The sequence below is a fragment of the Pseudomonas sp. NPDC090755 genome (assembly GCF_044769005.1).
In the GTDB taxonomy this organism is placed as follows: Bacteria; Pseudomonadota; Gammaproteobacteria; order Pseudomonadales; family Pseudomonadaceae; genus Aquipseudomonas.
In genome coordinates this window covers 558,309-583,605 of sequence record NZ_JBIVXC010000001.1, presented here as the reverse complement: position 1 = coordinate 583,605, position 25,297 = coordinate 558,309, and the positions used below count along the sequence as shown (strand labels likewise).

Annotated in this window: 22 protein-coding genes; 10 read left to right on the top strand and 12 right to left on the bottom strand. The window is 62.8% G+C overall.

Translation table 11 applies throughout. The features are described 5' to 3' along the window. The first annotated feature begins 90 nt into the window (after positions 1-90). The 4 genes from mdtD (at position 91) to yccS (ending at position 6,552) form a co-directional block, all read left to right on the top strand. Entirely contained in the window at positions 91-1,518 is a 1,428-nt protein-coding gene (gene mdtD, locus ACIQUS_RS02725) for a multidrug transporter subunit MdtD (RefSeq protein ID WP_403042532.1), read from the top strand. 105 nt (positions 1,519-1,623) lie between these two features. Continuing rightward, positions 1,624-2,961 carry an ATP-dependent RNA helicase DbpA gene (gene dbpA, locus ACIQUS_RS02720; RefSeq protein ID WP_403043044.1) on the top strand — a complete coding sequence of 446 codons (1,338 nt, stop codon included), beginning with the start codon at positions 1,624-1,626 and terminating at the stop codon, positions 2,959-2,961. A gap of 111 nt (positions 2,962-3,072) precedes the next feature. After that, positions 3,073-4,254 carry an NAD(P)/FAD-dependent oxidoreductase gene (locus tag ACIQUS_RS02715; RefSeq protein WP_403042529.1) on the top strand — a complete coding sequence of 394 codons (1,182 nt, stop codon included), beginning with the start codon at positions 3,073-3,075 and terminating at the stop codon, positions 4,252-4,254. Positions 4,255-4,371: 117 nt separating this feature from the next. After that, positions 4,372-6,552, top strand: a complete 2,181-nt coding sequence (gene yccS / locus ACIQUS_RS02710) for a YccS family putative transporter (protein ID WP_403042527.1) — start codon at positions 4,372-4,374, stop codon at positions 6,550-6,552. Here the strand turns inward: yccS and ACIQUS_RS02705 are convergent, their stop codons facing one another. Next, on the bottom strand, positions 6,553-7,290 hold the full coding sequence (locus ACIQUS_RS02705) for a substrate-binding periplasmic protein (RefSeq protein ID WP_403042525.1): 738 nt from the start codon (positions 7,288-7,290) through the stop codon (positions 6,553-6,555). 206 nt (positions 7,291-7,496) lie between these two features. On the opposite strand from ACIQUS_RS02705, the gene ACIQUS_RS02700 reads away from it, so the two are divergent. Next, the gene (locus tag ACIQUS_RS02700) at positions 7,497-7,949 is read left to right on the top strand and encodes a GNAT family N-acetyltransferase (protein ID WP_403042523.1); all 453 of its coding nucleotides are present in this window, start codon (positions 7,497-7,499) and stop codon (positions 7,947-7,949) included. A 50-nt stretch (positions 7,950-7,999) separates the two neighbouring features. On the opposite strand, the gene ACIQUS_RS02695 is transcribed toward ACIQUS_RS02700, so the two are convergent. The 10 genes from ACIQUS_RS02695 to tkt form a co-directional block, all read right to left on the bottom strand. Then, positions 8,000-8,296: a winged helix-turn-helix domain-containing protein gene (locus ACIQUS_RS02695; protein WP_285864571.1), complete on the bottom strand. Its 297-nt coding sequence runs from the start codon at positions 8,294-8,296 to the stop codon at positions 8,000-8,002. Positions 8,297-8,313: 17 nt separating this feature from the next. Then, complete coding sequence (locus ACIQUS_RS02690) at positions 8,314-8,814, bottom strand: YgjP-like metallopeptidase domain-containing protein (RefSeq protein ID WP_403042520.1); 501 nt, start codon at positions 8,812-8,814, stop codon at positions 8,314-8,316. Between the two features lie 38 nt (positions 8,815-8,852). Then, complete coding sequence (locus ACIQUS_RS02685; RefSeq protein WP_403042518.1) at positions 8,853-10,973, bottom strand: putative bifunctional diguanylate cyclase/phosphodiesterase; 2,121 nt, start codon at positions 10,971-10,973, stop codon at positions 8,853-8,855. A 182-nt stretch (positions 10,974-11,155) separates the two neighbouring features. Next, positions 11,156-12,430 (bottom strand): hypothetical protein, encoded by a 1,275-nt coding sequence (locus tag ACIQUS_RS02680; RefSeq protein WP_403042515.1) that lies wholly within the window; start codon positions 12,428-12,430, stop codon positions 11,156-11,158. A 150-nt stretch (positions 12,431-12,580) separates the two neighbouring features. Further along, complete coding sequence (gene fba / locus ACIQUS_RS02675; RefSeq protein WP_285864574.1) at positions 12,581-13,645, bottom strand: class II fructose-bisphosphate aldolase; 1,065 nt, start codon at positions 13,643-13,645, stop codon at positions 12,581-12,583. A gap of 100 nt (positions 13,646-13,745) precedes the next feature. After that, positions 13,746-14,078 carry an MliC family protein gene (locus ACIQUS_RS02670; protein WP_403042512.1) on the bottom strand — a complete coding sequence of 111 codons (333 nt, stop codon included), beginning with the start codon at positions 14,076-14,078 and terminating at the stop codon, positions 13,746-13,748. Positions 14,079-14,129: 51 nt separating this feature from the next. Next, positions 14,130-14,348, bottom strand: a complete 219-nt coding sequence (locus ACIQUS_RS02665; protein ID WP_403042510.1) for a hypothetical protein — start codon at positions 14,346-14,348, stop codon at positions 14,130-14,132. A gap of 30 nt (positions 14,349-14,378) precedes the next feature. After that, positions 14,379-15,542, bottom strand: a complete 1,164-nt coding sequence (locus ACIQUS_RS02660) for a phosphoglycerate kinase (RefSeq protein ID WP_403042508.1) — start codon at positions 15,540-15,542, stop codon at positions 14,379-14,381. Between the two features lie 12 nt (positions 15,543-15,554). Then, positions 15,555-16,622 (bottom strand): erythrose-4-phosphate dehydrogenase, encoded by a 1,068-nt coding sequence (gene epd, locus ACIQUS_RS02655; RefSeq protein ID WP_403042506.1) that lies wholly within the window; start codon positions 16,620-16,622, stop codon positions 15,555-15,557. Between the two features lie 155 nt (positions 16,623-16,777). Then, positions 16,778-18,775, bottom strand: coding sequence for a transketolase (gene tkt / locus ACIQUS_RS02650; protein ID WP_403042504.1), 1,998 nt, complete (start codon positions 18,773-18,775; stop codon positions 16,778-16,780). A 260-nt stretch (positions 18,776-19,035) separates the two neighbouring features. On the opposite strand from tkt, the gene ACIQUS_RS02645 reads away from it, so the two are divergent. The 4 genes from ACIQUS_RS02645 to ACIQUS_RS02630 all read left to right on the top strand — a co-directional run bounded on the left by ACIQUS_RS02645 (position 19,036) and on the right by ACIQUS_RS02630 (position 23,531). Continuing rightward, positions 19,036-20,031, top strand: a complete 996-nt coding sequence (locus tag ACIQUS_RS02645) for an ArsR/SmtB family transcription factor (protein ID WP_403042502.1) — start codon at positions 19,036-19,038, stop codon at positions 20,029-20,031. 19 nt (positions 20,032-20,050) lie between these two features. Beyond that, positions 20,051-21,241 carry a methionine adenosyltransferase gene (gene metK / locus ACIQUS_RS02640; protein ID WP_403042499.1) on the top strand — a complete coding sequence of 397 codons (1,191 nt, stop codon included), beginning with the start codon at positions 20,051-20,053 and terminating at the stop codon, positions 21,239-21,241. A gap of 156 nt (positions 21,242-21,397) precedes the next feature. Then, positions 21,398-23,077, top strand: coding sequence for an NAD-dependent DNA ligase LigB (gene ligB / locus ACIQUS_RS02635; RefSeq protein WP_403042497.1), 1,680 nt, complete (start codon positions 21,398-21,400; stop codon positions 23,075-23,077). Between the two features lie 58 nt (positions 23,078-23,135). Then, on the top strand, positions 23,136-23,531 hold the full coding sequence (locus tag ACIQUS_RS02630) for a DUF1090 domain-containing protein (protein ID WP_403042495.1): 396 nt from the start codon (positions 23,136-23,138) through the stop codon (positions 23,529-23,531). A gap of 46 nt (positions 23,532-23,577) precedes the next feature. Here the strand turns inward: ACIQUS_RS02630 and ACIQUS_RS02625 are convergent, their stop codons facing one another. After that, entirely contained in the window at positions 23,578-24,024 is a 447-nt protein-coding gene (locus tag ACIQUS_RS02625; protein WP_403042492.1) for a c-type cytochrome, read from the bottom strand. 117 nt (positions 24,025-24,141) lie between these two features. Here ACIQUS_RS02625 and ACIQUS_RS02620 point away from each other — a divergent pair, with 117 nt between their 5' ends. Beyond that, positions 24,142-25,293, top strand: coding sequence for a murein transglycosylase A (locus ACIQUS_RS02620; protein WP_403042490.1), 1,152 nt, complete (start codon positions 24,142-24,144; stop codon positions 25,291-25,293). Positions 25,294-25,297: the final 4 nt, after the last annotated feature.

Sequence of the window (25,297 nt, the reverse complement as noted above, 5' to 3'; positions counted from 1 at the left end):
CCCTCATCGCGGGGCAAGCCCGCTCCTACAGTGGACTGCGTAGGAGCGGGCTTGCCCCGCGATGAGGCCCTCAAGGATATTTCACAAACCATGCCCATCCGCGCCCCGCTGGACCCCGTCACCGCCCGCTGGATCCCCTGGGTGGTGGCCATTGCCTTCTTCATGCAGTCCCTGGACGGCACCATCCTCAACACCGCCCTGCCCGCCATGGCCCGCGACCTGGCCGAAGACCCGCTGCGCATGCAATCGGTGATCATCGCCTACATGCTCACCGTGGCATTGTTGATCCCGGCCTCCGGGTGGATCGCCGACCGCTTCGGCACCAAGCGGATCTTCTTTGGCGCGATCCTGCTGTTCAGCCTCGGCTCGTTGCTGTGCGCCCTGGCCAGCAGCCTCGGCATGCTGGTGGCGGCGCGGGTGGTCCAGGGCCTGGGCGGTGCGTTGATGCTGCCGGTCGGTCGCCTGGTGGTGCTGCGTGCCTACCCGCGCTCGGAACTGGTCCGGATCATGAGCTTCATCACCATCCCAGGCCTGCTCGGCCCCCTGCTCGGCCCGACCATGGGCGGCTGGCTGGTGGAGATCCTCAGCTGGCACTGGATCTTTCTGCTCAACCTGCCGGTCGGCGTGGTCGGCTGCTATGCGGTGTGGCGCTTCATTCCGGACCTGCGCGGCAGCGAACGCACACGCTTCGACGGGGTGGGCTTTGTCCTGTTCGGTGCGGCGATGGTGTTGATCACCATCGCCATGGAAGGGCTGGGCGAACTGCACTTGCCGCACCTGCGGGTGATGTTGCTGCTGTTCGCCGGCATGGCGTGCCTGGCGGCCTACTGGCTGCGGGCGGGCAGCGTCGACAATCCACTGTTCTCGCCCCGGCTGTTCCGCACCCGGACCTTTTCGGTGGGCATCCTCGGCAACCTGTTCGCCCGCCTGGGTAGCGGCGCCTTGCCGTTCCTGGTGCCCTTGCTGCTGCAGGTAGCACTGGGCTATTCGCCCGCCGAGGCGGGCATGAGCATGATTCCCCTGGCGGCGGCGGCGATGCTCGCCAAGTCCATCGCCCGGCCGCTGATCGAGCGCTTCGGCTACCGCACCATCCTCACCGGCAACACCCTGCTGCTCGGCCTGCTGCTGGCCAGCCTGGGGCTGGTGGACGAGCACACGCCCTACGCCCTGCTGCTGTTCCAGCTCGGCCTGCTGGGCGCCGTAAACTCCATGCAGTTCACGGCAATGAACACCGTCACCCTGATCGACCTCGACGATGCCAATGCCAGCAGCGGCAACAGTCTGCTGTCGGTGGTGGCGCAACTGTCGCTGAGCCTTGGGGTGGCCTGCGCCGGCGCCCTGCTCGGCGGCTTCAGCGCCGCCGGCAGTGCCGAAGGGGTGGAGAGTACCCTGGGCGCCTTCCAGCTGACCTTCCTGACCATCGGCCTGATGGCGATGCTGGCAGCGGCGATCTTCATGCAGCTGTCCAGTACGGACGGAAGGCGTGCCCCTCGTCCGGAACCGGAGATCGAGCCTTAGGGCTAATGGCCACGAGACTGGTACACTGCGCGACATTTTGTTTTGCAGGCCCGTCTCGTGACCACCATTGCCACCGCCTTCGCCACCTTGCCGCTGTCCACCGCCATGCTGGCCAACCTGGAAGCCCTGGGCTACGCCCAGATGACCCCGATCCAGGCCCAGAGCCTGCCGGTCATTCTCAAGGGCATGGACCTGATCGCCCAGGCCAAGACCGGTAGCGGCAAGACGGCCGCCTTCGGCATCGGCCTGCTCAACCCGATCAACCCGCGTTACTTCGGCTGCCAGGCCCTGGTGCTGTGCCCGACCCGCGAGCTGGCCGACCAGGTGGCCAAGGAACTGCGCCGCCTGGCCCGCGCCGAAGACAACATCAAGATCCTGACCCTGTGCGGCGGCGTGTCCCTCGGCCCGCAGATCGCCTCGCTGGAGCACGGCGCGCACATCATCGTCGGCACCCCCGGCCGCGTGCAGCAGCACCTGAGCAAAGGCACCCTGGTGCTCGACGGGCTCAACACCCTGGTGCTCGACGAAGCCGACCGCATGCTCGACATGGGCTTCTACGACGCCATCGCCGACATCATCGGACAAACCCCGAAACGTCGTCAGACCCTGCTGTTCTCGGCCACCTACCCGGCCGGCATCAAGCAACTGGCCGCGGCCTTCATGCGTGACCCGCAGACCGTGAAGGTCGAGACCCTGCACGCCGACAGCCAGATCGAACAGCGCTTCTTCGAAATCGCCCCCGAGCAGCGCATGGACGCCGTGAGCAAGGTGCTTGGCCATTTCCGGCCACAGTCCTGCGTGGCGTTCTGCTTCACCAAGCAACAGTGCCAGGAACTGGTCGATCACCTACAGGCCAAGGGCATCGCCGCCCAGGCGCTGCATGGCGACCTGGAGCAGCGCGACCGTGACCAGGTCCTGACCCTGTTCGCCAATCGCAGCCTCTCGGTGCTGGTGGCCACCGACGTCGCGGCCCGCGGCCTGGATATCGATGCCCTGGACATGGTCATCAACGTCGAACTGGCCCGCGATGCCGAGATTCACGTACACCGCGTCGGCCGCACCGGCCGTGCCGGCGAGAAGGGCCTGGCGGTCAGCCTGGTGGCACCGGCCGAAGGCCACCGCGCCCAGGCTATCGAAGACATTCAGAAAGCCGCGCTGCGTTGGGAACAGCTGGACAGCCTCAAAGCGCAGAACGGTGCGCCCCTGCTGCCGACCATGAGCACCCTGTGCATTGCTGCCGGGCGCAAGGACAAACTGCGCCCGGGCGACATCCTCGGCGCCTTGACCGGCGACGCCGGGTTGCCGGGCACCCAGGTGGGCAAGATCGCCATTTTCGACTTCCAGGCGTTTGTTGCCGTGGAGCGCGCGGTCGCCAAACAGGCGCTGCAGCGGCTCAACAGCGGCAAGATCAAAGGACGCTCGTTGCGCGTGCGGATCGTCTGATTCCCTGTTGTTTTTGCCGGCCTCATCGCCGGCGCTGCCAGCTCCCACACGTACCCTGTGGGAGCTGGCAGCGCCAGCGATAGCCTCACCACCGTTCCAGAGGATTTTGCAGTGCGTTCCACCGAAGTGATCATCATTGGCGCCGGCGCCGCCGGTCTGATGTGTGCCCTGACCGCCGCCGGGCGCGGCCGTCAGGTGCTGCTGCTCGACCACGCCAACAAGCCGGGAAAGAAGATCCTGATGTCCGGCGGTGGCCGCTGCAACTTCACCAACATGTACACCGAGCCTGGCAACTTCCTCTCGCAGAACCCGCACTTCTGCAAATCGGCCCTGGCCCGCTACACCCAGTGGGACTTCATCGAGATGGTCGGCAAGCACGCCGTGCCCTATCACGAGAAGAAACTTGGCCAGCTGTTCTGCGATAACAAGTCCAGCGACATCCTCGGCATGCTGCTGGACGAATGCGACAGCGCCGGCGCCGAGTTGCGCATGGACACCCGCATCGACCAGATCGAAAAGGTCGAAGGCGGCTACCTGCTGGAAACCAGCGCCGGCCAGTTCCAGTGCCAGTCGCTGGTGATCGCTACCGGCGGCCTGTCGATCCCGACCCTGGGCGCCACCGGCTTCGGCTACCAGGTTGCCCGCCAGTTCGGTCACACCCTGCTGCCGACCCGTGCGGGGCTGGTCCCCTTCACCATCACCGACCCGCAGCTCAAAGCCATTTGCACCGAGCTGTCCGGCACCTCGGTGGACTGCATCGCCAGCTGCAACGGCACCAGCTTTCGCGAAAACCTGCTGTTCACCCACCGCGGCCTGAGCGGCCCGGCGATCCTGCAGATTTCTTCGTTCTGGGACGCCGGCGACACGGTCGAGATCAACCTGCTGCCCGAACACGACGCCCTGGGCTGGCTGCAACAGCAGCAAGCCGAGCGCCCCAACAGCGAACTGAAGACCCTGCTCGGCGAGCTGTTCACCAAGAAGATGGCCAACCTGCTGGCCGAACACTGGTTCGTCTCCAAGCCGATGAAGCAGTACACCCCGGCCGAACTGCTCCAGGTCAGCGACAAGCTCGGCGCCTGGCAGGTCGTACCGGCCGGCACCGAGGGCTATCGCACCGCCGAAGTGACCCTGGGCGGCGTCGATACCCGCGAAGTGTCTTCCAAGACCATGGAATCGCTGAAAAGCCCCGGCCTGTACTTCGTCGGTGAGGTGCTCGACGTCAGCGGCCACCTGGGCGGCTTCAACTTCCAGTGGGCCTGGGCCTCGGCGTACGCGGCCGCACAGTTCGTCTAACCTTCGCGGTAGAATCAGCGCATCAAGGAACAAATTTTGCTGGTCAGAGGCTGCAGTAACACTGCTGTCATCTGACTGGCTCAATTTCGATCATCGCCCAAGGTCTGCCGAACCCCCATGTCTTCTTCCTCGTTCAGCCAATCGCTCCGTCGTCTCTGGGCCCTGGACAAGTTCAGCTATGCCATCCGCGTACTCATCGCCCTGACCGGCAGCATGTTGCTGTGCTGGTACCAGGATGAGATGAGCCTGCTGATCCCGCTGTTCCTCGGCATCATCGCCAGCGCCCTGGCCGAGACCGACGACAGCTGGCAAGGGCGCCTCAACGCCCTGGCCGTGACCCTGGTGTGCTTTACCGTCGCCGCGCTGTCGGTGGAGTTGCTGTTCCCCTACCCGGTCATCTTCGTCATCGCCCTGGCCCTGGCCAGCTTCGCCCTGACCATGCTCGGCGCCCTGGGTGAGCGCTATGGCGCCATTGCCTCGGCCACGCTGATTCTCTCGGTCTACACCATGATCGGCGTCGACCAGCGTGGCGGCGAGGTCACCGACTTCTGGCACGAGCCCCTGCTGCTGGTGGCCGGCGCGACCTGGTACGGCCTGCTCTCGGTGCTCTGGCAGGCACTGTTTTCCAACCAGCCGGTGCAGCAGAGCCTGGCGCGGCTGTTCCGCGAACTGGGGCGCTACCTGAAACTCAAGGCCACCTTGTTCGAGCCGGTGCGCCAGCTGGACGTCGAGGCCCGCCGCCTGGAGCTGGCCCAGCAGAACGGCCGGGTGGTGGCCGCCCTCAATGCCGCCAAGGAAATCATCCTGCACCGGGTCGGCAACGGCCGCCCAGGCTCGAAAGTCAGCCGCTACCTCAAACTGTACTTCCTGGCCCAGGACATCCACGAACGCGCCAGTTCCTCGCACTACCCCTACAACGCCCTGACCGAGGCCTTTTTCCATAGCGACGTGCTGTTCCGCTGCCAACGCCTGCTGCGCCAGCAAGGCGTGGCCTGCCAGCAACTGTCCGAGTCGATCCAGCTACGCCAGCCGTTCATCTACGACACCGGTTTCGCCCAGGCCCAGGCAGACCTCAACGCCTCCCTGGAACACCTGCGCCTGCAGAGCAATCCGGCCTGGCGTGGGTTGCTGCGCTCACTGCGCGCCCTGGCGGCCAACCTGGCGACCCTCGACCGCCTGCTCAGCGATGCGAGCAACCCGGACAACCTGGCCGATGCCAGCGACAGCAGCCTGCTCGACCGCTCGCCGCGTAACCTGGCCGATGTCTGGAATCGCCTGCGCCAGCAACTGACGCCCACCTCACTGCTGTTTCGCCACGCCCTGCGCCTGCCCCTGGCGTTGTCGATCGGCTACGGCATGGTGCACCTGATCCACCCGACCCAGGGTTACTGGATCATCCTCACCACCCTGTTCGTCTGCCAGCCCAACTACGGGGCGACGCGGCGCAAACTGGTGCAACGGATCATCGGTACCGGCATTGGCCTGACCGTGGGCTGGGCGTTGTTCGACCTGTTCCCCAGCCCGATCATCCAGTCGCTGTTCGCCGTGGCCGCCGGGGTGGTGTTCTTCGTCAACCGCACCACCCGCTACACCCTGGCCACCGCCGCCATCACCCTGATGGTGCTGTTCTGCTTCAACCAGATCGGCGACGGCTACGGCCTGTTCCTGCCGCGTCTGTTCGATACCCTGGTGGGCAGCCTGATCGCCATTGTTGCGGTGTTCCTGTTCCTGCCGGACTGGCAGGGTCGCCGACTGAACAAGGTGCTGGCCAATACCCTGAGCTGCAACAGCATCTACCTGCGCCAGATCATGCAGCAGTATGCCCAGGGCAAGCGCGACGACCTGGCCTACCGGCTGGCCCGGCGCAATGCCCACAACGCCGATGCAGCGCTGTCGACGACCCTGGCCAACATGCTCATGGAGCCCGGGCATTTTCGTAAGGAGGCGGATGTGGGCTTTCGTTTCCTGGTGCTCTCCCACACCCTGCTCAGCTACCTGTCAGGCCTGGGGGCGCACCGTGAAACCACGCTGCCTGCCGATGTCCACGAGCAATTGATCGACGGCGCCGGGGCGAGCCTGGCCAACAGCCTGGACGAGATTGCCGAGGGCCTGGCCAGCAAGCTGCCGGTGGCCATTCACAGTGATGCCGAGGAAGCCCTGGCCAATGCCCTTGAACAAATGCCCGAGGAGCTGGAGGAAAACCAGCGTCTGGTGCAGACCCAACTGGCCCTGATCTGTCGCCAGCTCGGCCCCTTGCGCACCCTGGCCGCCCACCTGATCAAGGACGCCCCGGCCTGATCAGAGGCCGTGGTGGCGCAGCAGACGGGCATAGCTGCCATCGGCCTTCATTTCGGCGATGGCGCGGTCGAAGCCGGCGACGATCTGCTGGTGCCGCGGGTTTTTCAGGCTTACCAGGATATGCAGAGGGTTCTCGCTGAGCGGCTGGTCGATGAACTCGACCTTTTCGCGCACCGAGCGCGACTCGCGCTGCAGGAAAAAACGCGCGACGTACTCGTCTTCCAGGGTCAGGCCCACCCGGCCGGCGGCCAGCATGCGCACCGCCACCGGAAAGCTGCGCACCGGGATCTTCTGCAACTGCGGGTCGGCATCGAACTCGGGCGAGTAAGCATAGTCACGGACAATGGCGATGGGATACGGGTACAGGTCGCTCAGGGCCTTGAACCTGAGCGCATCGCCCTTGCGCTTGAGCAGGCGGATACGGTTGGTCATGTAGCTGGTGGAGAACTGGCCGATCTGGGCGCGGCTGTCGGTGTACCAGGCATTGATCAGCACATCGTAGCGCCCTTCCCCCACCCCCAGCAGCGCCCGCGCCCAGGGCACCTGCTCGAACTCGCTGTCAAAGCCCGCACGCTGCAGCGCTGTGGTGACGAGGATGGTGGACAGGCCACCTCCGGGCATGTTGGCATCGGCGAACGGCGGCCAGCTGTCGGCGACCAGGCGCAGCTTTTCAGCCTGCGCGGTATTGAGCGCCAGCAACAATCCAAGCAAACCCAAGACTCGAAGCAATGCAGACATGCTCAGATCCTTCAGTAGATGCGCCGTTGCGGGTCATTGGTTTCATTTGCTCGAGTAACACGCAGCGCCATGGCAGAGACAATGATATCAAATAGCCTCTATCCTGAACGCTGTCACATCCTGTACTGACGTGCGGCATATTCGCGCTCGTTCTCGCGTGTAGCTTCTGCCATGATCAAGGTCATCCATTGCCAGAGAGCCTTCCAATGTCCATCGAATGGATCTGCAAACATCACAGTGACCTTGGCAAAGAACAACTCTATGCCATTCTGCAGCTGCGCACCGAAGTCTTCGTGGTCGAACAGAAATGTGCCTACCAGGATGTCGATGGCCAGGACCTGGACAGCGACACCTGTCACCTGATGGCCTGGCAGGACGACACACTGCAGGCCTACCTGCGCCTGCTCGACCCGGAGTCCCAGGGCGGCGATGTGGTGATCGGGCGCGTGGTCACCGCGCCCGCGGCCCGGGGTCAGGGACTGGGGCATGATTTGATGGAAAAGGCCCTGGAGCAGGCAGAAAAACGCTGGCCGGGCGTGCCGGTCTACCTGTCGGCGCAGGCACACCTGCAGGGTTACTACGGGCGCTATGGCTTCGTGGCCGTGGGTGAGCAATACCTGGAGGACGACATTCCACACATCGGGATGCGTCGGGGCTAACAAAAACGCGGGTGTAGGTGCGGGCTTGCCCCGCGATAGACCCTCAGTCCTCAGGGATACCCCAGTACCTCACGAATTCGCCGCAGGTGCTGGATGATCCACTCCTTGTCGATCGCCCCCCAGTCACGAATCCGGTAGTGCCCGGCGTGATTGCGCGCGCCCTCCTGCTGCTCGAACTCACAGACGATATCCAGGTCCGCCAACGCGGCAATGGTGTCCTGGGCCGTGCGCCGGGGCATGCCGGTGGCTTCCATCAGGGCTGGCACGCTGCTGGCGGTCTGGCTGTCGATCAGCCAGGCCACGTACAGGCGGCGGTAGAAACTGGTCTTGGTCTTGCTCACATCCATCGGCAGGTCCTTGTGGCTCACCCGTTGCCAGGCAGCTCGCGGTAGGTCAGGTAAACGCGCAGGTCGAACTCCAGTTGATGGTAGCCCGGCTGCATGTATTCACAGAGTTGGTAGAAGGCCTTGTTGTGCTCGGCTTCCTTCAGGTGCGCCAGCTCATGCACCACGATCATCTTCAAAAACTGCGGCGCCGCCTCCTTGAACAGCGAAGCGATGCGGATTTCCTTCTTGGCCTTGAGCTTGCCACCTTGTACCCGCGACACTGCGGTATGCAGGCCCAACGCCCGATGGGTCAGGTCCAGACGGTTGTCGAACAGCACCTTGTCCAGGTTCGGGGCGTTACGCAGGTACTCCTGCTTCAGGCCCTGGGCATAGCTGTACAGCGCCTTGTCGCTCTGCACCGCATGCCGCTCCGGATAGCGCTGCTGTAGGTAGTCGCCCAGGCGATTGCTGGCAATCAACTGGCGAACCTGGTCTTGCAGGGCGGGCGGATAGGCTTGCAGGTATTTGAGCGTGTTCATGGGGCAAACGCAGGCGGATAAAGCCCAAGTGTACCCAACTACGGCTGCTGCCAGGCAAAAAAGCCCGGAAACTCACTGGCGTCGTCCGCCGTCATGGGATGCGCCACCAGAAAGCCCTGCAGGTGATCGCAACCATTGGCCTGCAGCCAGTGCGCCTGCTCATGGTTTTCCACACCTTCGGCGATGACGCTGATTTCGTACTGCCGGCACAACTCGATCACGCAGCGAACCATGGCAGCATCGGCGGCCGAGCCAGGCAGTCGAGCCACCAGGTGCCGGTCGAGCTTGAGGGTATCGATCGGCAGGTCGCGCAACATGCGCAGCGAACAGTCACCGACACCAAAATCATCCAGGGCGATGCGCACGCCCAGTTCGCGCAACCTGTGCAACTGCTTCAAGGCTTCGTCGCTGTTATACATCAACGAGGCCTCGGTGATCTCGACCTCCAGCTGCGCCGGTTGCAGCCCCTGCCCGGCAATCACCCGGCCCAGTTCCTCGACCAGGTTGGGCATGGCGAACTGCACCCGGCTCAGACTGATGCTCAGCACCAGCCCGGCGTCGTAGCGTTCGTTCCAGGTGCTGCGCTGCGCTGCGCCTTTCTGGTAGATCCAGCTGGCCAGGCGGGTAATCAGCCGGGCTTCTTCGAGCAAGGGCAGGAACAGGCCTGGCGGCACATCCCCGACACTGGGATGACACCAGCGCAGCAGCGCTTCGAAGCCGCGCAGACGCCCATCGGTAAAAGCCACCTGGGGCTGGTAGACCAGACTGAACTCGTTGTGTTCGATTGCCCCCCGCACGCTGTCCTCCAGCATCAACCGCGAGCGCGCCCGACCATTCAGGTCCTGGTCGTAGTATCGGTATTGCTGGCGTCCGGACTGTTTGGCCGCATACATTGCGGCATCTGCGGCGCGCAGTAGGCTATCGAGGCTGGTTCCGCATTCAGGGTAGGTGGCAATGCCGATGCTGACCCCCAGGGTCACTTCCAGGCCATCGATTTCCTGATAGATCGACATCCGCTCGATCAGCCGCTCGGCGAAACGCGCGGCCTGTTCAGGGTATTCGAGAGAATCGAGCAAGGCGGTGAACTCGTCACCCCCCATGCGCGCGAGTATTGCGCAGTTGCCCATGCATTCCTTGAGCTGCTCGGCCACCCAGAACAGCACGCGGTCACCGGCCTCATGGCCGTGGGAGTCGTTGATGCGCTTGAACCCGTCCAGGTCCAGGAACAGCAAGGCCTGGGGCTTGTCCGAGCGCTCGTGGCGCACCAGCGCACTTTCGGCCGCCTGATAGAAGCCGCGCCGGTTGAGCAGGCCGGTCAACGGATCGGTGACAGCCTGGAATTCAAGCTGCTGATGCAGGCTACGCACCACCGACATGTCCAGCAGCGTGACTACCATCGCCGGCGGTTCCCCCGGCAACGGGGCACAGGACAGCGCCACCGGTACCGGATGCCCTCCCGCCGTACGCAGGATGGCGTCATGCACACGGAAAATCTCCCGGTCCAGGTAGGCCTGGTAGAACGCCGACTCGGGCCATGTGGCCGCGCCGGGCGACTGCACGAACTCCAGCAACCCAGTGCCCTGCAAACGTTCAACCGGCGCATCGAGCAATCTGCAGATGGCCGGGTTGGCGAAGCTGATCGTGCCGTCATCAGCCACCACCAGGATGCCTTCGGCGGCATTGTCGAGCACAGAGGCATTGAAGGCCCGTGCGGCTTCAAGGTCGCGAGTCAGGCGCTGTAACGCACGGCGGTTGCGCTGCTGCTCAAGCAAGGCCTGGACCTTGGGCTTGAGGATCTGCGGGTCGAACGGCTTGAACAGGTAATCCACCGCGCCACTGGCATAGCCCTTGAGCACCGCGTCCTGTGACTGTTCGTTGGCAGTGAGGAAAATGATCGGCGTCAGCCGTGTGCGCTGGCTGCCGCGCATCAGGCGGGCGACTTCGAAACCATCCATGCCCGGCATCTGCACATCCAGCAGGACCAGGTCCACGTCGTGTTCGAGCAACGCGCTCAGGGCTTCCACCCCGGAGCTTGCGGTAATCACTTGCCAGTCCTGACGGGCCAGCAGGGCACGCATGCTGATCAGGTTTTCCGGGTAATCATCAACGACCAGGAGTACCGAGCCGCTATCGTGAGACGTAGGTTGCGCGCAATCCATGCTGCTTCTCTTGTGGCACCGACATCGAAATTCGGTTGAGATCCGAGCGTAACTCTAGACCCACCTGCCATAAACCTGAAGTGTACAGATTGCCACTATTGCAATAAATGATCGCTCGCCGACTAACGGTCTATCGCGTCAAAGCTCCTGGCAGTGACCACACTGTCAGCGACGAAAAACGGCTACGCGGTGAACCTCTCGATCAGTTGCGCCCCCTGCCCAGGAGGCACACGAAACACCAGGCGATCGCCCTTGCTTATCTTCAACGTGCTGCCATTGCTCATCCTCAACTGACTGTCGAAGGTTGCGTCACTGCGGATAACCTGGATAGAGGTACTCGTTGAGCTATTTACCGCAAATGAGAGTGTCGCGCTCCAATTGCCATTGGCCATCGCGTATATCCCGTAAGAACGGGTCGGCACTACTGACCCTGACCTGTTTGGGCTGGAGACATTAACATGAGCACCACGCTGCTCGGCACGAACACCATTGCCATAAATAATGTTGTCTATCAGTCGCTGACGCAACGACCAGTCAGTGTTAATGATGTAATGCTTTTGAATCGGATGACTATCGTTTCCTGCCGCAAACCATTTCATCACATCACCGGAAAGATCCTTTGGCACGAAAAAAGGCAGCGAATAGTAAGCAGCCTGAACGGACCTCAACATACCAAATGGCTTCGACTCATTTCCGACTTTCCGGATAAACTCCTCCATCTTATTCTTGCTAGGGGTATTGGAGCCAATCCATCTCTGATTTACACCCGGCCAGTAGGGTTCGCTCGTTCCAGTGTTATAAGAAATTATCGTGTTTCTGCCCAATTCCCAGAATTGACTGACTGCAACCTCCATGCACGACCTGGGTATCAGTGAACGGCCCAGCTTTCGATTGATGAGAGCGGCCAACTCACGATGTGCAGCGGGATTAAAGTCACGAAATTCATGGAAATTCAAGATCACTATTTCTCGACTTGCCCCTGCATCACGACGGTAGCGGAGCAACGCATCGAGCACATCGACCTCCACCGTGCGGCCGTTGGTTGTACTGTGAAAGATTGAGAACCGTCTTGAACCAGAACTATTTGAGTAAAAGTGTACCCTCAGGTCGAGCACCCGGATGCCCGCCATCAGTTGTTTATATATAGAAACATCCTGGCAGGTCTGTGATGAAGGGGTATAACCTGCTTCCTTATCAAAGCCAGAATTATGGCTACCCGGTAAAATAGCCCCACCAATGGGCAGCGAAGAAATCGAACGATTACCTCGATAACTGTACATCCATGTTTTGCGCTCGGCATTATTGAAGGGCATGCATATCCCGCCCGAGAGGCGTCCACCAGGGCACCCGCTGTTGATTCCGGCACTTTCAGCTTCTGGTAGGTGTTCTTCAGGCAGCTGCGTTTCTGCAGCAACAGTAGCCGACAAGTCCTGTTCTACAATTACTTCATCATCCATTGAGCTTTCCTCTGGTAGTGGGTCCTCGATACTGACCCGCTGGCCTTCGCATTGGCACAGAGAAATAGCCCCTCCCTTATTGGTACATGGCTTATAAATTCCAGGCATAAAAAAACCCGCATCGCTGCGGGTTTTTCTGCAGGGAAGGTCTTAGTTGACCTTGGCCGCCAGCTCGCCCTTGGCGTAGCGCTGGAACATGCCTTCCAGGGAGATCGGCTTGATCTTCGAGGCATTGCCGGCAGTGCCGAAGGCTTCGTAACGGGCGATGCACACGTCACGCATGGCCTTGACGGTTTCAGCGAAGAACTTGCGCGGGTCGAACTCGCTCGGATTGGTGGCCATCATGCGACGCATGGCACCGGTGGACGCCAGGCGCAGGTCGGTGTCGATGTTGACCTTGCGCACGCCGTGCTTGATGCCTTCGACGATTTCTTCAACCGGTACGCCGTAGGTTTCCTTGATGTCGCCGCCGTACTGGTTGATGATCGCCAGCCACTCTTGCGGTACCGACGAGGAACCGTGCATCACCAGGTGGGTGTTGGGGATGCGCTTGTGGATTTCCTTGATGCGGTCGATCGCCAGCACGTCGCCGGTAGGCGGCTTGGTGAACTTGTAGGCACCGTGGCTGGTACCGATGGCGATGGCCAGGGCGTCGACCTGGGTCTTCTTGACGAAGTCGGCGGCTTCTTCCGGATCGGTCAGCATCTGGCTGTGATCCAGCACGCCTTCGGCGCCGATGCCGTCTTCTTCACCGGCCATGCCGGTTTCCAGCGAGCCCAGGCAGCCCAGCTCACCTTCAACCGAAACACCGCAGGCGTGCGCCATGGCCACGGTCTGCTGGGTCACGCGAACGTTGTACTCGTAGTCGGTCGGGGTCTTGCCGTCTTCGCCCAGCGAGCCGTCCATCATCACCGAGCTGAAGCCCAGCTGGATCGAACGCTGGCAGACGTCAGGGCTGGTGCCGTGGTCCTGGTGCATGCACACCGGGATGTGCGGGAACTCTTCGATGGCCGCCAGGATCAGGTGGCGCAGGAACGGGGCACCGGCGTATTTGCGAGCACCGGCCGAGGCCTGGACAATCACCGGAGAGTCGGTCTTGTCGGCAGCTTCCATGATGGCGCGCATCTGCTCGAGGTTGTTGACGTTGAAAGCCGGAACGCCGTAGCCGAATTCGGCGGCGTGGTCCAGCATCTGGCGCATGCTAATGAGTGCCATTGTGTATCTCTCTCCCGACAAGCGTCGTTTTTCGTGCAAGCCTGCCGCAGTGGCGGCTGCTATTCAAGTAGTGTGGGCCGCCTTCAAGCGGCCCGGCCAGTCACGGCGCCTTGCAGCTCCGCCCTATCAAATCGTTGGTGGCGGCCCAGTACACCAGGCCTTCATCACCCTTGCTGTGGAAGGCCAGCACGCCATCGCTGTACAGCGTACCTGACGCACCCGGCTCGGCCTTGAGGCGGTAGACCTGGTCACCGCCCCCCAACCGCACATCCACACGGTCCTGATTGTTGTCGACAAAACGCCAGAGCACTTCGACCTGGCTGTCACAGACCCAGCGGGTCCAGTTGTCCGATGGCGCCGGTGCCGACGCAGGCATCATACTTGCGCATCCACCGAGTACGGCCAGGGCCATCAGGGCCACAACAGCTTTCATCCAATATCCTCTAGCAGACCACAAACACACCGGTAGGTTGCCAGCAGCCGATCAAGGGCAGCCCTGAGCCCGGCGCTGGTGTTCGTCGTCGTATTTTTCCAGCCCATCCGGGCCGAGCCTTTTGTTGATCACCGGCACGGTTTCAGCCTGCCACTCGGACTGATAGCAGCCGCCTTTCGGCGCGCCCGGCTTATCGACCTCAGGCTCCGGAGTGCTGGAGCAGGCGCCCAGCATTCCGACCAGGACAAACACAGGCAATCGCTTGACCATCAGGTCACTCCCTTTGCCAGGCGCTGAAAATCAGGCCTTGGCCCGTTGTTCCAGTACTTCGACCGCTGGCAGGACCTTGCCCTCGACGAACTCGAGGAATGCACCGCCACCGGTAGAAATGTAGGAGATCTGCTCGGCAACGCCATATTTGTCGATGGCCGCCAGAGTGTCGCCACCACCGGCGATGGAGAACGCAGCGCTGTCAGCGATGGCCTGGGCCAGCACCTTGGTGCCGTTGCCGAACTGGTCGAATTCGAACACACCGACCGGACCGTTCCACAGGATGGTCTTCGACGACTTCAGCAGCTCGGCGAAGTTGGCCGCGGTTTGCGGGCCGATATCCAGGATCATGTCATCGTCGGCGACATCGGCGACCAGCTTGACGGTGGCCGCAGCGCTTTCAGCGAATTCCTTGGCGACCACGACGTCCACTGGCAGCGGTACGTTGACCTTGGCGGCGATGGCCTTGGCGGTGTCGATCAGGTCGGCTTCGTACAGCGACTTGCCTACCTTGTGCCCGGCCGCAGCCAGGAAGGTGTTGGCGATACCGCCGCCGACGATCAGCAAGTCGCAGATCTGGCTCAGGCTGTTGAGCACGTCCAGCTTGGTCGACACCTTGGAGCCGGCAACGATGGCTGCCATCGGTTTGGCCGGGGCTTTCAGGGCCTTGCCCAGGGCGTCCAGCTCGGCAGCCAGCAGTGGGCCTGCGGCGGCAACCTTGGCAAACTTGGCCACGCCATGGGTGGAGCCTTCGGCGCGGTGGGCAGTACCGAACGCGTCCATCACGAAGACGTCGCACAGGGCGGCGTATTTCTGCGCCAGCTCGTCGGCGTTTTTCTTCTCGCCCTTGTTGAAGCGCACGTTCTCGAACAACACGATGTCGCCGGCCTTGACCTCGACTCCATCCAGGTAGTCGGCAACCAGCGGTACGTCACGGCCCAGGGCCTTGCTCAGGTAGTCGGCAACCGGCTTGAGGCTGTTTTCGGCAGAAAACTCACCTTCGGTCGGGCGTCCCAGGTGCGAGCAGACCATCACGGCCGCGCCCTTTTCCAGGGCCAGCTTGATGGTCGGCAGCGAAGCGAGGATACGCGCATCGCTGGCAACCACACCGTCCTTCACAGGGACGTTGAGGTCTTCGCGGATCAGTACGCGCTTACCTTGCAGATCGAGGTCGGTCATCTTCAACACGGTCATGAATGCAGTCCTTCAGGGCTGTTTACAAGTGGAGCGGGTTTGATTGACGACGTGCAGATAGTGATCGGCAACGTCGAGCATACGGTTGGCAAACCCCCATTCGTTGTCGAACCAGGCCAGCAGGTTGACCAGCCGGGGGCCGGAAACGCGGGTCTGGTTGGCATCGACAATGGCCGAATGCGGGTCATGGTTGAAATCACAACTGGCGTGCGGCAGCTCGGTATAGGCCAGCAGCCCCTTGAGCGGTCCGCTCAGGGCCGCGTCACGCAACACCTGGTTGACCTCGGCCGCCGTGGTGTCACGGGCGGTCTGCAGGGTGATGTCCAGGCACGATACGTTCACCGTCGGCACGCGTACCGCTTTGGCCTGGATTCGCCCGGCAAGTTCCGGCAACAGGCGTTCGATACCACGGGCAAGCCCGGTGGACACCGGAATCACCGACTGGAACGCCGAACGGGTACGGCGCAGGTCTTCGTGATGATAGGCGTCGATGACCGGTTGATCGTTCATCGCCGAGTGGATCGTGGTGATCGACACGTACTCAAGGCCGAACGCCTGGTCCAGCACCCGCAACAACGGCACGCCGCAGTTGGTGGTGCAGGACGCGTTGGAGACCAGGCGCTCGCTACCGTCCAGGCAGTCCTGGTTGATGCCGTAGACGACCGTCGCATCGACGTCCGCCTCGCTGGCCATGGGCTGGGAAAACAGCACACGTGGTGCGCCGGCTTCGAGAAAGCGCTGGCCATCGGCACGGGTGTGGTAGGCGCCGGAGCATTCGAGCACCAGGTCGACATCGAGTGCCGCCCAGTCGATCCCTTCCGGGGTGGCACTGCGCAGTACCTTCACGCAGTCGCCATTAATATGCAGACAGTCGCCATCGACCTTCACCTCACCGGGAAAACGCCCGTGGGTGGAGTCGAAGCGTGTCAGGTATTCGATACTGGCCTGGTCGGCCAGGTCGTTCAGTGCGACGATCTCGAAACCCGCTTTCGCCCCCCGTTCAAAGAGTGCGCGCAAGACGCAACGACCGATACGGCCGTAGCCGTTGAGTGCAACTTTGTAAGGACGCGGTTGGGGCATGGGATGCTCACGGAACAGAATGTTATCTGTGACCTGTGGGAACCGGGTCGCCGCCATCGCTGGCTGCGCCAGCTCCCACAGGGATCACCACCCGACCCTGTGGGAGCTGGCGTAGCCAGCGATGAAGCCGACGCAGCCCCCACAGGACAGCAGGATCAGTCTTCCAGCAGCTCTTCAGCAGTACCCAGGATGTTGTCCAGGGTGAAGCCGAATGCCTCGAACAAGGCAGCCGCAGGGGCCGACTCGCCGTAGGTGGTCATGCCAATGACACGACCTTCCAGACCGACGTACTTGTACCAGAAGTCGGCATGGGCCGCTTCGATGGCGATACGCGCGCCGACTTCCAGTGGCAGTACGGACTGCTTGTAGCCTGCATCCTGGGCATCGAACACGCTGGTCGATGGCATGGATACCACGCGCACCTTGCGACCCTGCTCGGTCAGCTTGTCGAACGCCTGAACGGCCAGGCCCACTTCGGAACCGGTGGCGATCAGGATCAGCTCAGGCTCGCCTGCGCAGTCCTTGAGCACGTAGCCGCCGCGGCTGATGTTGGCGATCTGGCCGGCATCGCGATCCTGGTGCTGCAGGTTCTGGCGCGAGAAGATCAGCGCCGACGGGCCGTCCTTGCGCTCCAGGGCGTACTTCCACGACACCGCCGACTCGACGGCATCGGCCGGACGCCAGGTGTCCAGGTTCGGCGTGCTGCGCAGGGCAGTCAGCTGCTCGATCGGCTGGTGGGTCGGGCCGTCTTCGCCCAGACCGATGGAGTCGTGGGTGTAGACGTGGATGACGCGCTGCTTCATCAGTGCCGACATGCGCACGGCGTTGCGAGCGTATTCCATGAACATCAGGAAGGTAGCGCCGTAAGGCACCAGACCACCGTGCAGGGCGACGCCGTTCATGATGGCGGTCATGCCGAACTCGCGCACGCCGTAGTACATGTAGTTGCCGCTGGCGTCTTCAGCGCTGACACCTTTGCAACCTTTCCAAAGGGTCAGGTTGGAGCCGGCGAGGTCGGCCGAACCGCCGAGGAACTCCGGCAGCAGCGGGCCGAAGGCGTTGAGGGTGTTCTGGCTGGCTTTACGGCTGGCGATGGTTTCGCCCTTGGCCGCGACTTCCGCGATGTAGGCATCGGCCTTGGCGGAGAAGTCAGCTGGCAGCTCGCCGTTCAGGCGACGCTTGAGCTCGCTGGCCAGCTCCGGGAAGGCAGCGGCGTAGGCAGCGAAACGCTGGTCCCACTCGGCTTCGACGGCCTTGCCGGCTTCCTTGGCGTCCCACTCGGCGTAGATGTCGGCCGGGACTTCGAACGGACCGTGGTTCCAGTTCAGTTCCTTGCGCGCCAGGGCGATTTCGTCGTTGCCCAGTGGAGCGCCGTGGCAATCTTCCTTGCCCTGCTTGTTCGGCGAGCCGAAACCGATGATGGTCTTGCAGCAGATCAGGGTCGGACGGTCGCTCTTGCGCGCGGTCTCGATGGCGGTGCGGATCTCGTCGGCGTCATGGCCGTTGACGTTGCGGATCACCAGCCAGTTGTAGGACTCGAAACGCTTCGGCGTGTCGTCGGTGAACCAGCCTTCGACTTCACCGTCGATGGAAATGCCATTGTCGTCGTAGAAGGCGACCAGCTTGTTCAGACCCAGGGTGCCGGCCAGGGAGGCGACTTCGTGGGAAATACCTTCCATCATGCAACCATCGCCGAGGAACACATAGGTGTTGTGGTCGACGATGTTGTGGCCCTCACGGTTGAACTGGGCGGCCAGCACTTTTTCCGCCAAAGCAAAGCCTACGGCGTTGGCCAGGCCCTGGCCCAGGGGACCGGTGGTGGTCTCGACGCCCGGGGTGTAGCCGAACTCGGGGTGACCCGGGGTGCGGCTGTGCAGCTGGCGGAAGGCCTTCAGGTCGTCGATGGTCACATCGTAGCCAGTCAGGTGCAGCAGCGAGTAGATCAACATCGAGCCGTGACCGTTGGACAGCACGAAGCGGTCGCGGTCAGCGAAATTCGGGTTGCTCGGGCTGTGCTTCAGATAGTCGCGCCAAAGAACCTCGGCGATATCCGCCATGCCCATCGGGGCACCGGGGTGACCGCTGTTGGCCTTCTGCACGGCATCCATGCTGAGTGCTCGAATGGCGTTGGCACGTTCACGACGGCTCGGCATCGCTTATCTCCTGGGGGGTTGAATAAATTACGAAACGAAAAAAGGCGGCTATTTTCGCCCAGGCACATGCCCGGGGGCAATGACGGATGGTCGACGCGGCATTATTTTCCCGTGAATGGAGGCAGAATCAGGCGATAGCCCGGTCAAACAGCAGAATCGGTCGACGCTTCAGCGAAGTTCCGCTCCGCTCATCGCGCAATATCAAAACTTTTTGATATTGCTATTGCGATGCAGGGTCACCCTGACTAGACTGCCGACCCATGAATCAACGCGCGTCCTCAATCCGCCCCGAGCAAAGCGACGAGCTGGCTGCCCTGTGCAAGGCCAGTGGCGATCCGCTGCGCCTGAAGGTATTGCGGGCGCTGGCCAGCGACTCGTTCGGCGTGCTGGAACTGGCGCAGATCTTCGCCACCGGCCAGTCGGGCATGAGCCACCACCTCAAGGTGCTGGCCCAGGCTGACCTGGTGGCTACCCGCCGGGAAGGCAACGCGATCTTCTATCGCCGCGCCCTGCCCGATGCTCTGCGCCTGGGCGGAAAGCTGCACGCGGCGCTGCTCGAAGAAGTCGACGAGTTGAGCCTGCCAGACGACGTCCAGACACGCATCGGCCAGGTCCAGCAACGGCGTGCCGCCACCAGCCAGGATTTTTTCCTGCGGGTGGAAGAGAAGTTTCGCGCCCAGCAGGACCTGATTGCCGGCCTACCCCAGTACCGCGAAAGCTTGCTGGCACTGCTCGACAAGCTCAACTTCGAACCGGACGCCGGCGCCCTTGAAGTGGGTCCGGGCGATGGCGAATTTCTTCCGGACCTGGCCCGGCGCTTCACCCGGGTCACCGCCCTGGACAACAGCCCGACCATGCTCGAACTGGCCCGTCAGGTCTGTGAACGAGAAGGCCTGGCCAACGTCAACCTGCAGCTGGCCGACGCACTCCGCGCAACGGATGTGAGCGCCGACTGCGTTGTGCTGAACATGGTCCTGCACCACTTCAGCGCCCCGGCTGAAGCCTTGCGGCAGTTGGCCGACCACGTGAAACCAGGCGGCAGCCTGTTGGTAACTGAGTTGTGCAGCCACGACCAGAGCTGGGCCAGGGAGGCTTGCGGCGACATCTGGCTGGGCTTTGAGCAGGATGATCTGTCCCGTTGGGCCAGCGCTGCGGGACTGGCTCCCGGGGACAGCCTTTATGTGGGCTTACGTAATGGTTTCCAGATCCAGGTCCGCCATTTTCAGCGGCCGGCTGGCGACACTCACCATCGGTAAATTTTAGGAACCCGTCGAGATGAGCGAATACTCCCTTTTCACCTCCGAGTCCGTATCTGAAGGGCATCCGGACAAAATCGCCGACCAGATTTCGGATGCAGTGCTGGACGCAATCATCGCCGAAGACAAGTATGCACGCGTTGCCTGCGAAACCCTGGTGAAAACCGGCGTGGCGATCATTGCTGGCGAAGTCACCACCTCGGCCTGGGTCGACCTGGAAGAAATCGTTCGTAAAGTCATCGTCGACATCGGCTACAACAGCTCCGACGTAGGTTTCGACGGCGCCACCTGCGCCGTGATGAACATCATCGGCAAGCAGTCGGTGGACATCGCCCAGGGCGTTGACCGCAGCAAGCCTGAAGACCAGGGTGCCGGCGACCAGGGCCTGATGTTCGGCTACGCCAGCAACGAAACCGACGTCCTGATGCCTGCCCCGATCTGCTTCTCGCACCGTCTGGTCGAGCGCCAGGCCGAAGCGCGCAAGTCCGGCCTGCTGCCGTGGCTGCGCCCGGACGCCAAGTCCCAGGTCACCTGCCGTTATGAAAATGGCAAGGTCGTGGGTATCGATGCCGTGGTCCTGTCGACCCAGCACAACCCTGAAGTGTCGCAGAAAGACCTCCAGGAAGCGGTCATGGAGCTGATCGTCAAGCACACCCTGCCCAAGGAACTGCTGCACAAGGACACCCAGTTCCACATCAACCCGACCGGCCAGTTCATCATCGGCGGCCCGGTGGGTGACTGCGGCCTGACCGGCCGCAAGATCATCGTCGACAGCTATGGCGGCATGGCCCGTCACGGCGGCGGCGCATTCTCCGGCAAGGATCCGTCCAAGGTCGACCGTTCGGCTGCCTACGCCGGTCGCTACGTGGCCAAGAACATCGTGGCCGCGGGCCTCGCCGAACGCTGCGAGATCCAGGTTTCCTACGCCATCGGCGTCGCGCAGCCTACCTCCATCTCGCTGAACACCTTCGGCACCGGCAAGATCTCCGACGACAAGATCGTCAAGCTGGTGCGTGAGTGCTTCGACCTGCGTCCGTACGCGATCACCACCATGCTCGACCTGCTGCACCCGATGTACCAGGAAACTGCAGCCTACGGTCACTTCGGCCGTACACCTGCGCAGAAGACCGTCGGTGATGACACCTTCACGACCTTCACCTGGGAACGTACCGACCGCGTAGATGCACTGCGCGCGGCTGCCGGGCTGTAAAACCTGAAGCCATAAGCTGCAGGTACAAGCCCCTGTCGAGTGATCGGCAGGGGCTTTTTTGTAGCTGGAGACATATGGGCTGACAACTTTGCCCGGCAACTTTTCCCGGTTTTTTCTAGGCTGGGGATTCTTCATTGCCGAGCAAGGATGCTGGCCATGCCATACCGAGTGTTCACGTTTCTGCTGTCCATCTTCAGCGCCGGTCAGGCGCTGGCCGACACCTGCCCGCCGTGGTCGCCAGCGGTTGCCCGGCAAGAGATCCGGCAGTTGCAAGACACCCTCTCCGACTGGGACGATCGCTACCACCGCCAGGGCGTGTCCGCTGTAGCTGACGAACTCTACGACCAGAGCCGAAGTCGCCTTGCACAGTGGCGCGCCTGCTTTGCAGACACTCCGACAGCCAGCGACAACCCGCTGAAAACCGCTGGCGGCCCCGTGCCCCACCCGTTCGCCCATACCGGTCTGGTCAAGCTGGCAGACGAGCAGGCGGTGCAAGCCTGGATGCACGGCAAGGACGACCTGTGGGTTCAGCCCAAGATCGATGGCGTCGCGGTGTCCCTGGTGTACAAGGCGGGTGAACTGGTCGCACTGACCAGCCGCGGAGATGGTCGCAGCGGGCATGACTGGAGTCGGCACATTCCCGCCCTGAGCGCCATCCGGCGGCAGTTGCCCCGGCCTGTGGACCTGGTGCTCCAGGGCGAGCTGTACTGGCGGCTCGAGGCCCATGTGCAAGCTGACGCCGGCAGCCTCAATGCCCGTGGCAATGTCGCCGGCATGCTCGCACGCAAGCAGCTCGACGCACAGCAAGGGGCCGCGATCGGCCTGTTCGTCTGGGCATGGCCGCAAGGGCCGGCAAGCCAGCAGGAGCGCCTGGCCGGCCTGAGCGCACTGGGCTTTCCCGAGACAGAACGCTACAGCGAGCCGGTCAACAGCTTCACCGAGGTAAGCCAGTGGCGGCAGCACTGGTACCGCTCACCCCTGCCGTTCGCCAGCGACGGCGTGGTCCTGCGCCAGGGCCAGCGTCCGGACGGCGCCCGCTGGCAGGCCCGCGCGCCTTATTGGATCGCCGCCTGGAAATACCCCTTTGCCCAGGCCCTGGCCGAAGTTCGTGACGTGCAATTCTCCATCGGTCGAACCGGCCGCATCACACCTGTGCTTCGGATCGAGCCGGTGCAACTCGATGATCGGTTGATCCGCCAGGTCAGCGTCGGCTCGTTCCAGCGCTGGCAGCAACTGGACATCCGCCCCGGCGACCAGGTAGCCCTGAGCCTGGCCGGCCTGACCATTCCCCGCCTGGACGAGGTCGTGCATCGCCGCGTACAACGCCCGGACCTGGACGTACCAGACCCTGCCCGTCATCACCCGCTCAGTTGCTGGCAGCCCAGCGACGGTTGTCGCGCTCAGTTTCTCGCTCGCCTTGATTGGCTCAGTGGCAAGCAGGGCCTGGCACTGCCCGGGATCGGGCCCGGCATCTGGGCCAGGCTGGTCGACAACGGGCTGGTCACCCGCCTGGCCGACTGGTTGGACTTGCAGGAGCAGGACCTGCAAAGCATTCCCGGATTAGCCGAGGGGCGCCGGCAGCAACTGCTGCTGGCCTTCGAACAAGCCCGGGCTCAACCGTTCACCCGCTGGCTTCGGGGCCTGGGTGTACCGGCCCCGCCCGCCTTGGATCTCAAGGGAAACTGGGCAGACCTGACCCAACGCGATGCCCAGGCATGGCTGGCAGAGCCCGGCGTCGGACGCGGGCGGGCGGCACAATTGCTGGCTTTTTTTCGTTCACCGGATGTCCTGATGGTTGCCGGGCAATTGCGTGAACATGCAATCGAGGGTTTCTAAATCCTCCGGTTCAAGGCAGCATCATGGGTTCTGCTGTCCAGCCCCAAACGGAGCCTCTATGAAACTACTGTCACCTCTCGCCCTGTTCACCGCCTGCGCGCTGCTCGCTTCGCCGCTGCTGGCCGCTGAAGAACAGCCAGGGTTGACCGGTTGCGCAGCCAAGCGACAGACCATCAGCGAACAGATCGAACAAGCGCGTGCCCAGGGCAACAGCGACCAGCAAGCCGGCCTGGAAAAAGCCTTGAGCGAAGTGACCGAGCATTGCACCGACGCCGGCCTGCGCAAGGAGCGCGAGCAGAAAGTGCTCGACGCCCGCCACGAAGTGACTCAGCGCACCAAGGACCTGGACAAGGCCATGAAAAAAGGTGACGCCGAGAAGATCAACAAGCGCAAGGACAAGCTGGCCGAGTCCAAGAAGGAACTGGAACAGGCACTCGATGAGCTGGAAAAGTAACCGGTAGGAGCAGCGGCGTGACGGCCCCTACGCTGGTTGCTGCGACTCAGTGATTGCGAAACTCGGTGTGACAAGCCTTGCACGCTGCCTCGACCTTGTCGGTCGGGGCCTGCAACGCTGCGGCCTTCAACGGCTGAGTACGGGTGACGGCGACCAGTTCGCCCGTCGCCACCTCAAGCTGCCGGGCCAGGTCCTGGAAACGCGCCTGCTTTTCCCACACCTCGGCGCGGGCGCTGGTTTCGTCGTCTTCACGAGCCTGTGGAAAATGCTTCCACGGCTCATGGGACAAGGCATCGAGCTTGAGCGCGCCGTCGGCGAACTTCTGCCCGTCGAAGGCCAGGCGTCCACGCAGCATGCCACCCAGGTCTTCACTGGTTTTGAGCATCTGTTTGAAAATGGTCTTGCGCTGGCCCAGCGGCGAGTTGGGATCGACGCCGCCACAGGCGGTGAGCGTCAGACAGGCCAGCAGTGCAACAGTAAATCGCTTGAGCATGATGATCTCGGCTCACGGAAAAAGGCGGCCAGTATCCTCGCCCCGCCAGCAAAGACCAATACCCTTATTAAAACTACGGCTTGTTCCCCGGAACGAACCGGCAAGGAAAACCTGTTTATGAAACGTCCCCTGCGCCACCTGGCATGGACCCTCCCGGCACTGGCGCTGCTCGCCGGCTGCAACGGCGGCGCTCCGGAAAAGCCCAAGCCGCACGCCGTCGCCACCTATGTCAGCAGCACCTGGAAAGACCTGCCGCAGGTCAGCGACAGCGATCTGCTGGCCGGCTTCGAGGCCTGGCGAAGTGCCTGCGAGCGCCTCAAACGCGATGCCATCTGGGCCACTACCTGCGCCGCCGCTGCCGGTGTCCCGGCCGACGGCGCACAAGTGCGCACCTTCCTCCAGGCCCAGCTGGATGTCTACAGCATGCGTTCAGGCGAAAACAGCGCCAACGGCCTGATCACCGGTTACTACGAGCCGGTCTACCCGGGCAGCCTGACCAGAACCGAGTCGGCCCATGTGCCTGTCTACGGCGTACCCGACGACATGATCGTGGTGGCGCTGGACAGCGTTTACCCCGAACTCAAGGGCAAGCGCCTGCGCGGTCGCCTTGAAGGCCGCACCCTCAAGCCCTACGACACCGCCGAAGTGATCAACCAGAAAGGCGTGCCGGCACCGGTGCTGGCCTGGCTCACCGACCCGATGGACCTGCAGTTCCTGCAGATCCAGGGCTCCGGACGCATCCAGCTCGACAGCGGTCGTCAGCTGCGCATCGGCTATGCCGACCAGAATGGCCACCCTTATCGCCCCATAGGGCGCTGGCTGGTCGAGCAGGGTCAGTTGAAGAAAGAAGACGTGACCATGGGCAGCATTCACACCTGGGCCCAGGCCAACCCGGCACGGGTACCGGAGCTGCTGGCCAGCAACCCCAGCTACGTATTCTTCAGCACCCGCCCGGACAGCAATGAAGGCCCGCGCGGTTCGCTCAACGTACCGCTGACCGCCGGCTACAGCGTGGCCATCGACCGCAAGGTGATCCCCCTGGGCAGCCTGCTCTGGCTCTCCACCACCCGTCCTGACGGCGCGCCAGTGGTTCGCCCGGTCGCCGCCCAGGACACCGGCGGTGCAATCACCGGCGAAGTGCGCGCCGACCTGTTCTGGGGCACCGGCAGCGAAGCCGGCAAACTGGCCGGCGACATGAAGCAACAAGGTCAGATCTGGTTGCTCTGGCCCAAGGGCGCGGCCCTGCCAGATGTGCCCAAGGTGCCTTGAGTGC

What these genes read in the sequence shown, in the direction of transcription:
- mdtD (WP_403042532.1), top strand. Translation starts at nt 91, where the DNA reads ATGCCCATCCGCGCCCCGCTGGACCCCGTCACCGCCCGCTGGATCCCC.
- dbpA (WP_403043044.1), top strand. Translation starts at nt 1,624, where the DNA reads ATGCTGGCCAACCTGGAAGCCCTGGGCTACGCCCAGATGACCCCGATC.
- yccS (WP_403042527.1), top strand. Translation starts at nt 4,372, where the DNA reads ATGTCTTCTTCCTCGTTCAGCCAATCGCTCCGTCGTCTCTGGGCCCTG.
- ACIQUS_RS02705 (WP_403042525.1), bottom strand. Translation starts at nt 7,290, where the DNA reads ATGTCTGCATTGCTTCGAGTCTTGGGTTTGCTTGGATTGTTGCTGGCG.
- ACIQUS_RS02700 (WP_403042523.1), top strand. Translation starts at nt 7,497, where the DNA reads ATGTCCATCGAATGGATCTGCAAACATCACAGTGACCTTGGCAAAGAA.
- ACIQUS_RS02695 (WP_285864571.1), bottom strand. Translation starts at nt 8,296, where the DNA reads ATGGATGTGAGCAAGACCAAGACCAGTTTCTACCGCCGCCTGTACGTG.
- ACIQUS_RS02690 (WP_403042520.1), bottom strand. Translation starts at nt 8,814, where the DNA reads ATGAACACGCTCAAATACCTGCAAGCCTATCCGCCCGCCCTGCAAGAC.
- ACIQUS_RS02685 (WP_403042518.1), bottom strand. Translation starts at nt 10,973, where the DNA reads ATGGATTGCGCGCAACCTACGTCTCACGATAGCGGCTCGGTACTCCTG.
- ACIQUS_RS02680 (WP_403042515.1), bottom strand. Translation starts at nt 12,430, where the DNA reads ATGGATGATGAAGTAATTGTAGAACAGGACTTGTCGGCTACTGTTGCT.
- fba (WP_285864574.1), bottom strand. Translation starts at nt 13,645, where the DNA reads ATGGCACTCATTAGCATGCGCCAGATGCTGGACCACGCCGCCGAATTC.
- ACIQUS_RS02670 (WP_403042512.1), bottom strand. Translation starts at nt 14,078, where the DNA reads ATGAAAGCTGTTGTGGCCCTGATGGCCCTGGCCGTACTCGGTGGATGC.
- ACIQUS_RS02665 (WP_403042510.1), bottom strand. Translation starts at nt 14,348, where the DNA reads ATGGTCAAGCGATTGCCTGTGTTTGTCCTGGTCGGAATGCTGGGCGCC.
- ACIQUS_RS02660 (WP_403042508.1), bottom strand. Translation starts at nt 15,542, where the DNA reads ATGACCGTGTTGAAGATGACCGACCTCGATCTGCAAGGTAAGCGCGTA.
- epd (WP_403042506.1), bottom strand. Translation starts at nt 16,622, where the DNA reads ATGCCCCAACCGCGTCCTTACAAAGTTGCACTCAACGGCTACGGCCGT.
- tkt (WP_403042504.1), bottom strand. Translation starts at nt 18,775, where the DNA reads ATGCCGAGCCGTCGTGAACGTGCCAACGCCATTCGAGCACTCAGCATG.
- ACIQUS_RS02645 (WP_403042502.1), top strand. Translation starts at nt 19,036, where the DNA reads ATGAATCAACGCGCGTCCTCAATCCGCCCCGAGCAAAGCGACGAGCTG.
- metK (WP_403042499.1), top strand. Translation starts at nt 20,051, where the DNA reads ATGAGCGAATACTCCCTTTTCACCTCCGAGTCCGTATCTGAAGGGCAT.
- ligB (WP_403042497.1), top strand. Translation starts at nt 21,398, where the DNA reads ATGCCATACCGAGTGTTCACGTTTCTGCTGTCCATCTTCAGCGCCGGT.
- ACIQUS_RS02630 (WP_403042495.1), top strand. Translation starts at nt 23,136, where the DNA reads ATGAAACTACTGTCACCTCTCGCCCTGTTCACCGCCTGCGCGCTGCTC.
- ACIQUS_RS02625 (WP_403042492.1), bottom strand. Translation starts at nt 24,024, where the DNA reads ATGCTCAAGCGATTTACTGTTGCACTGCTGGCCTGTCTGACGCTCACC.
- ACIQUS_RS02620 (WP_403042490.1), top strand. Translation starts at nt 24,142, where the DNA reads ATGAAACGTCCCCTGCGCCACCTGGCATGGACCCTCCCGGCACTGGCG.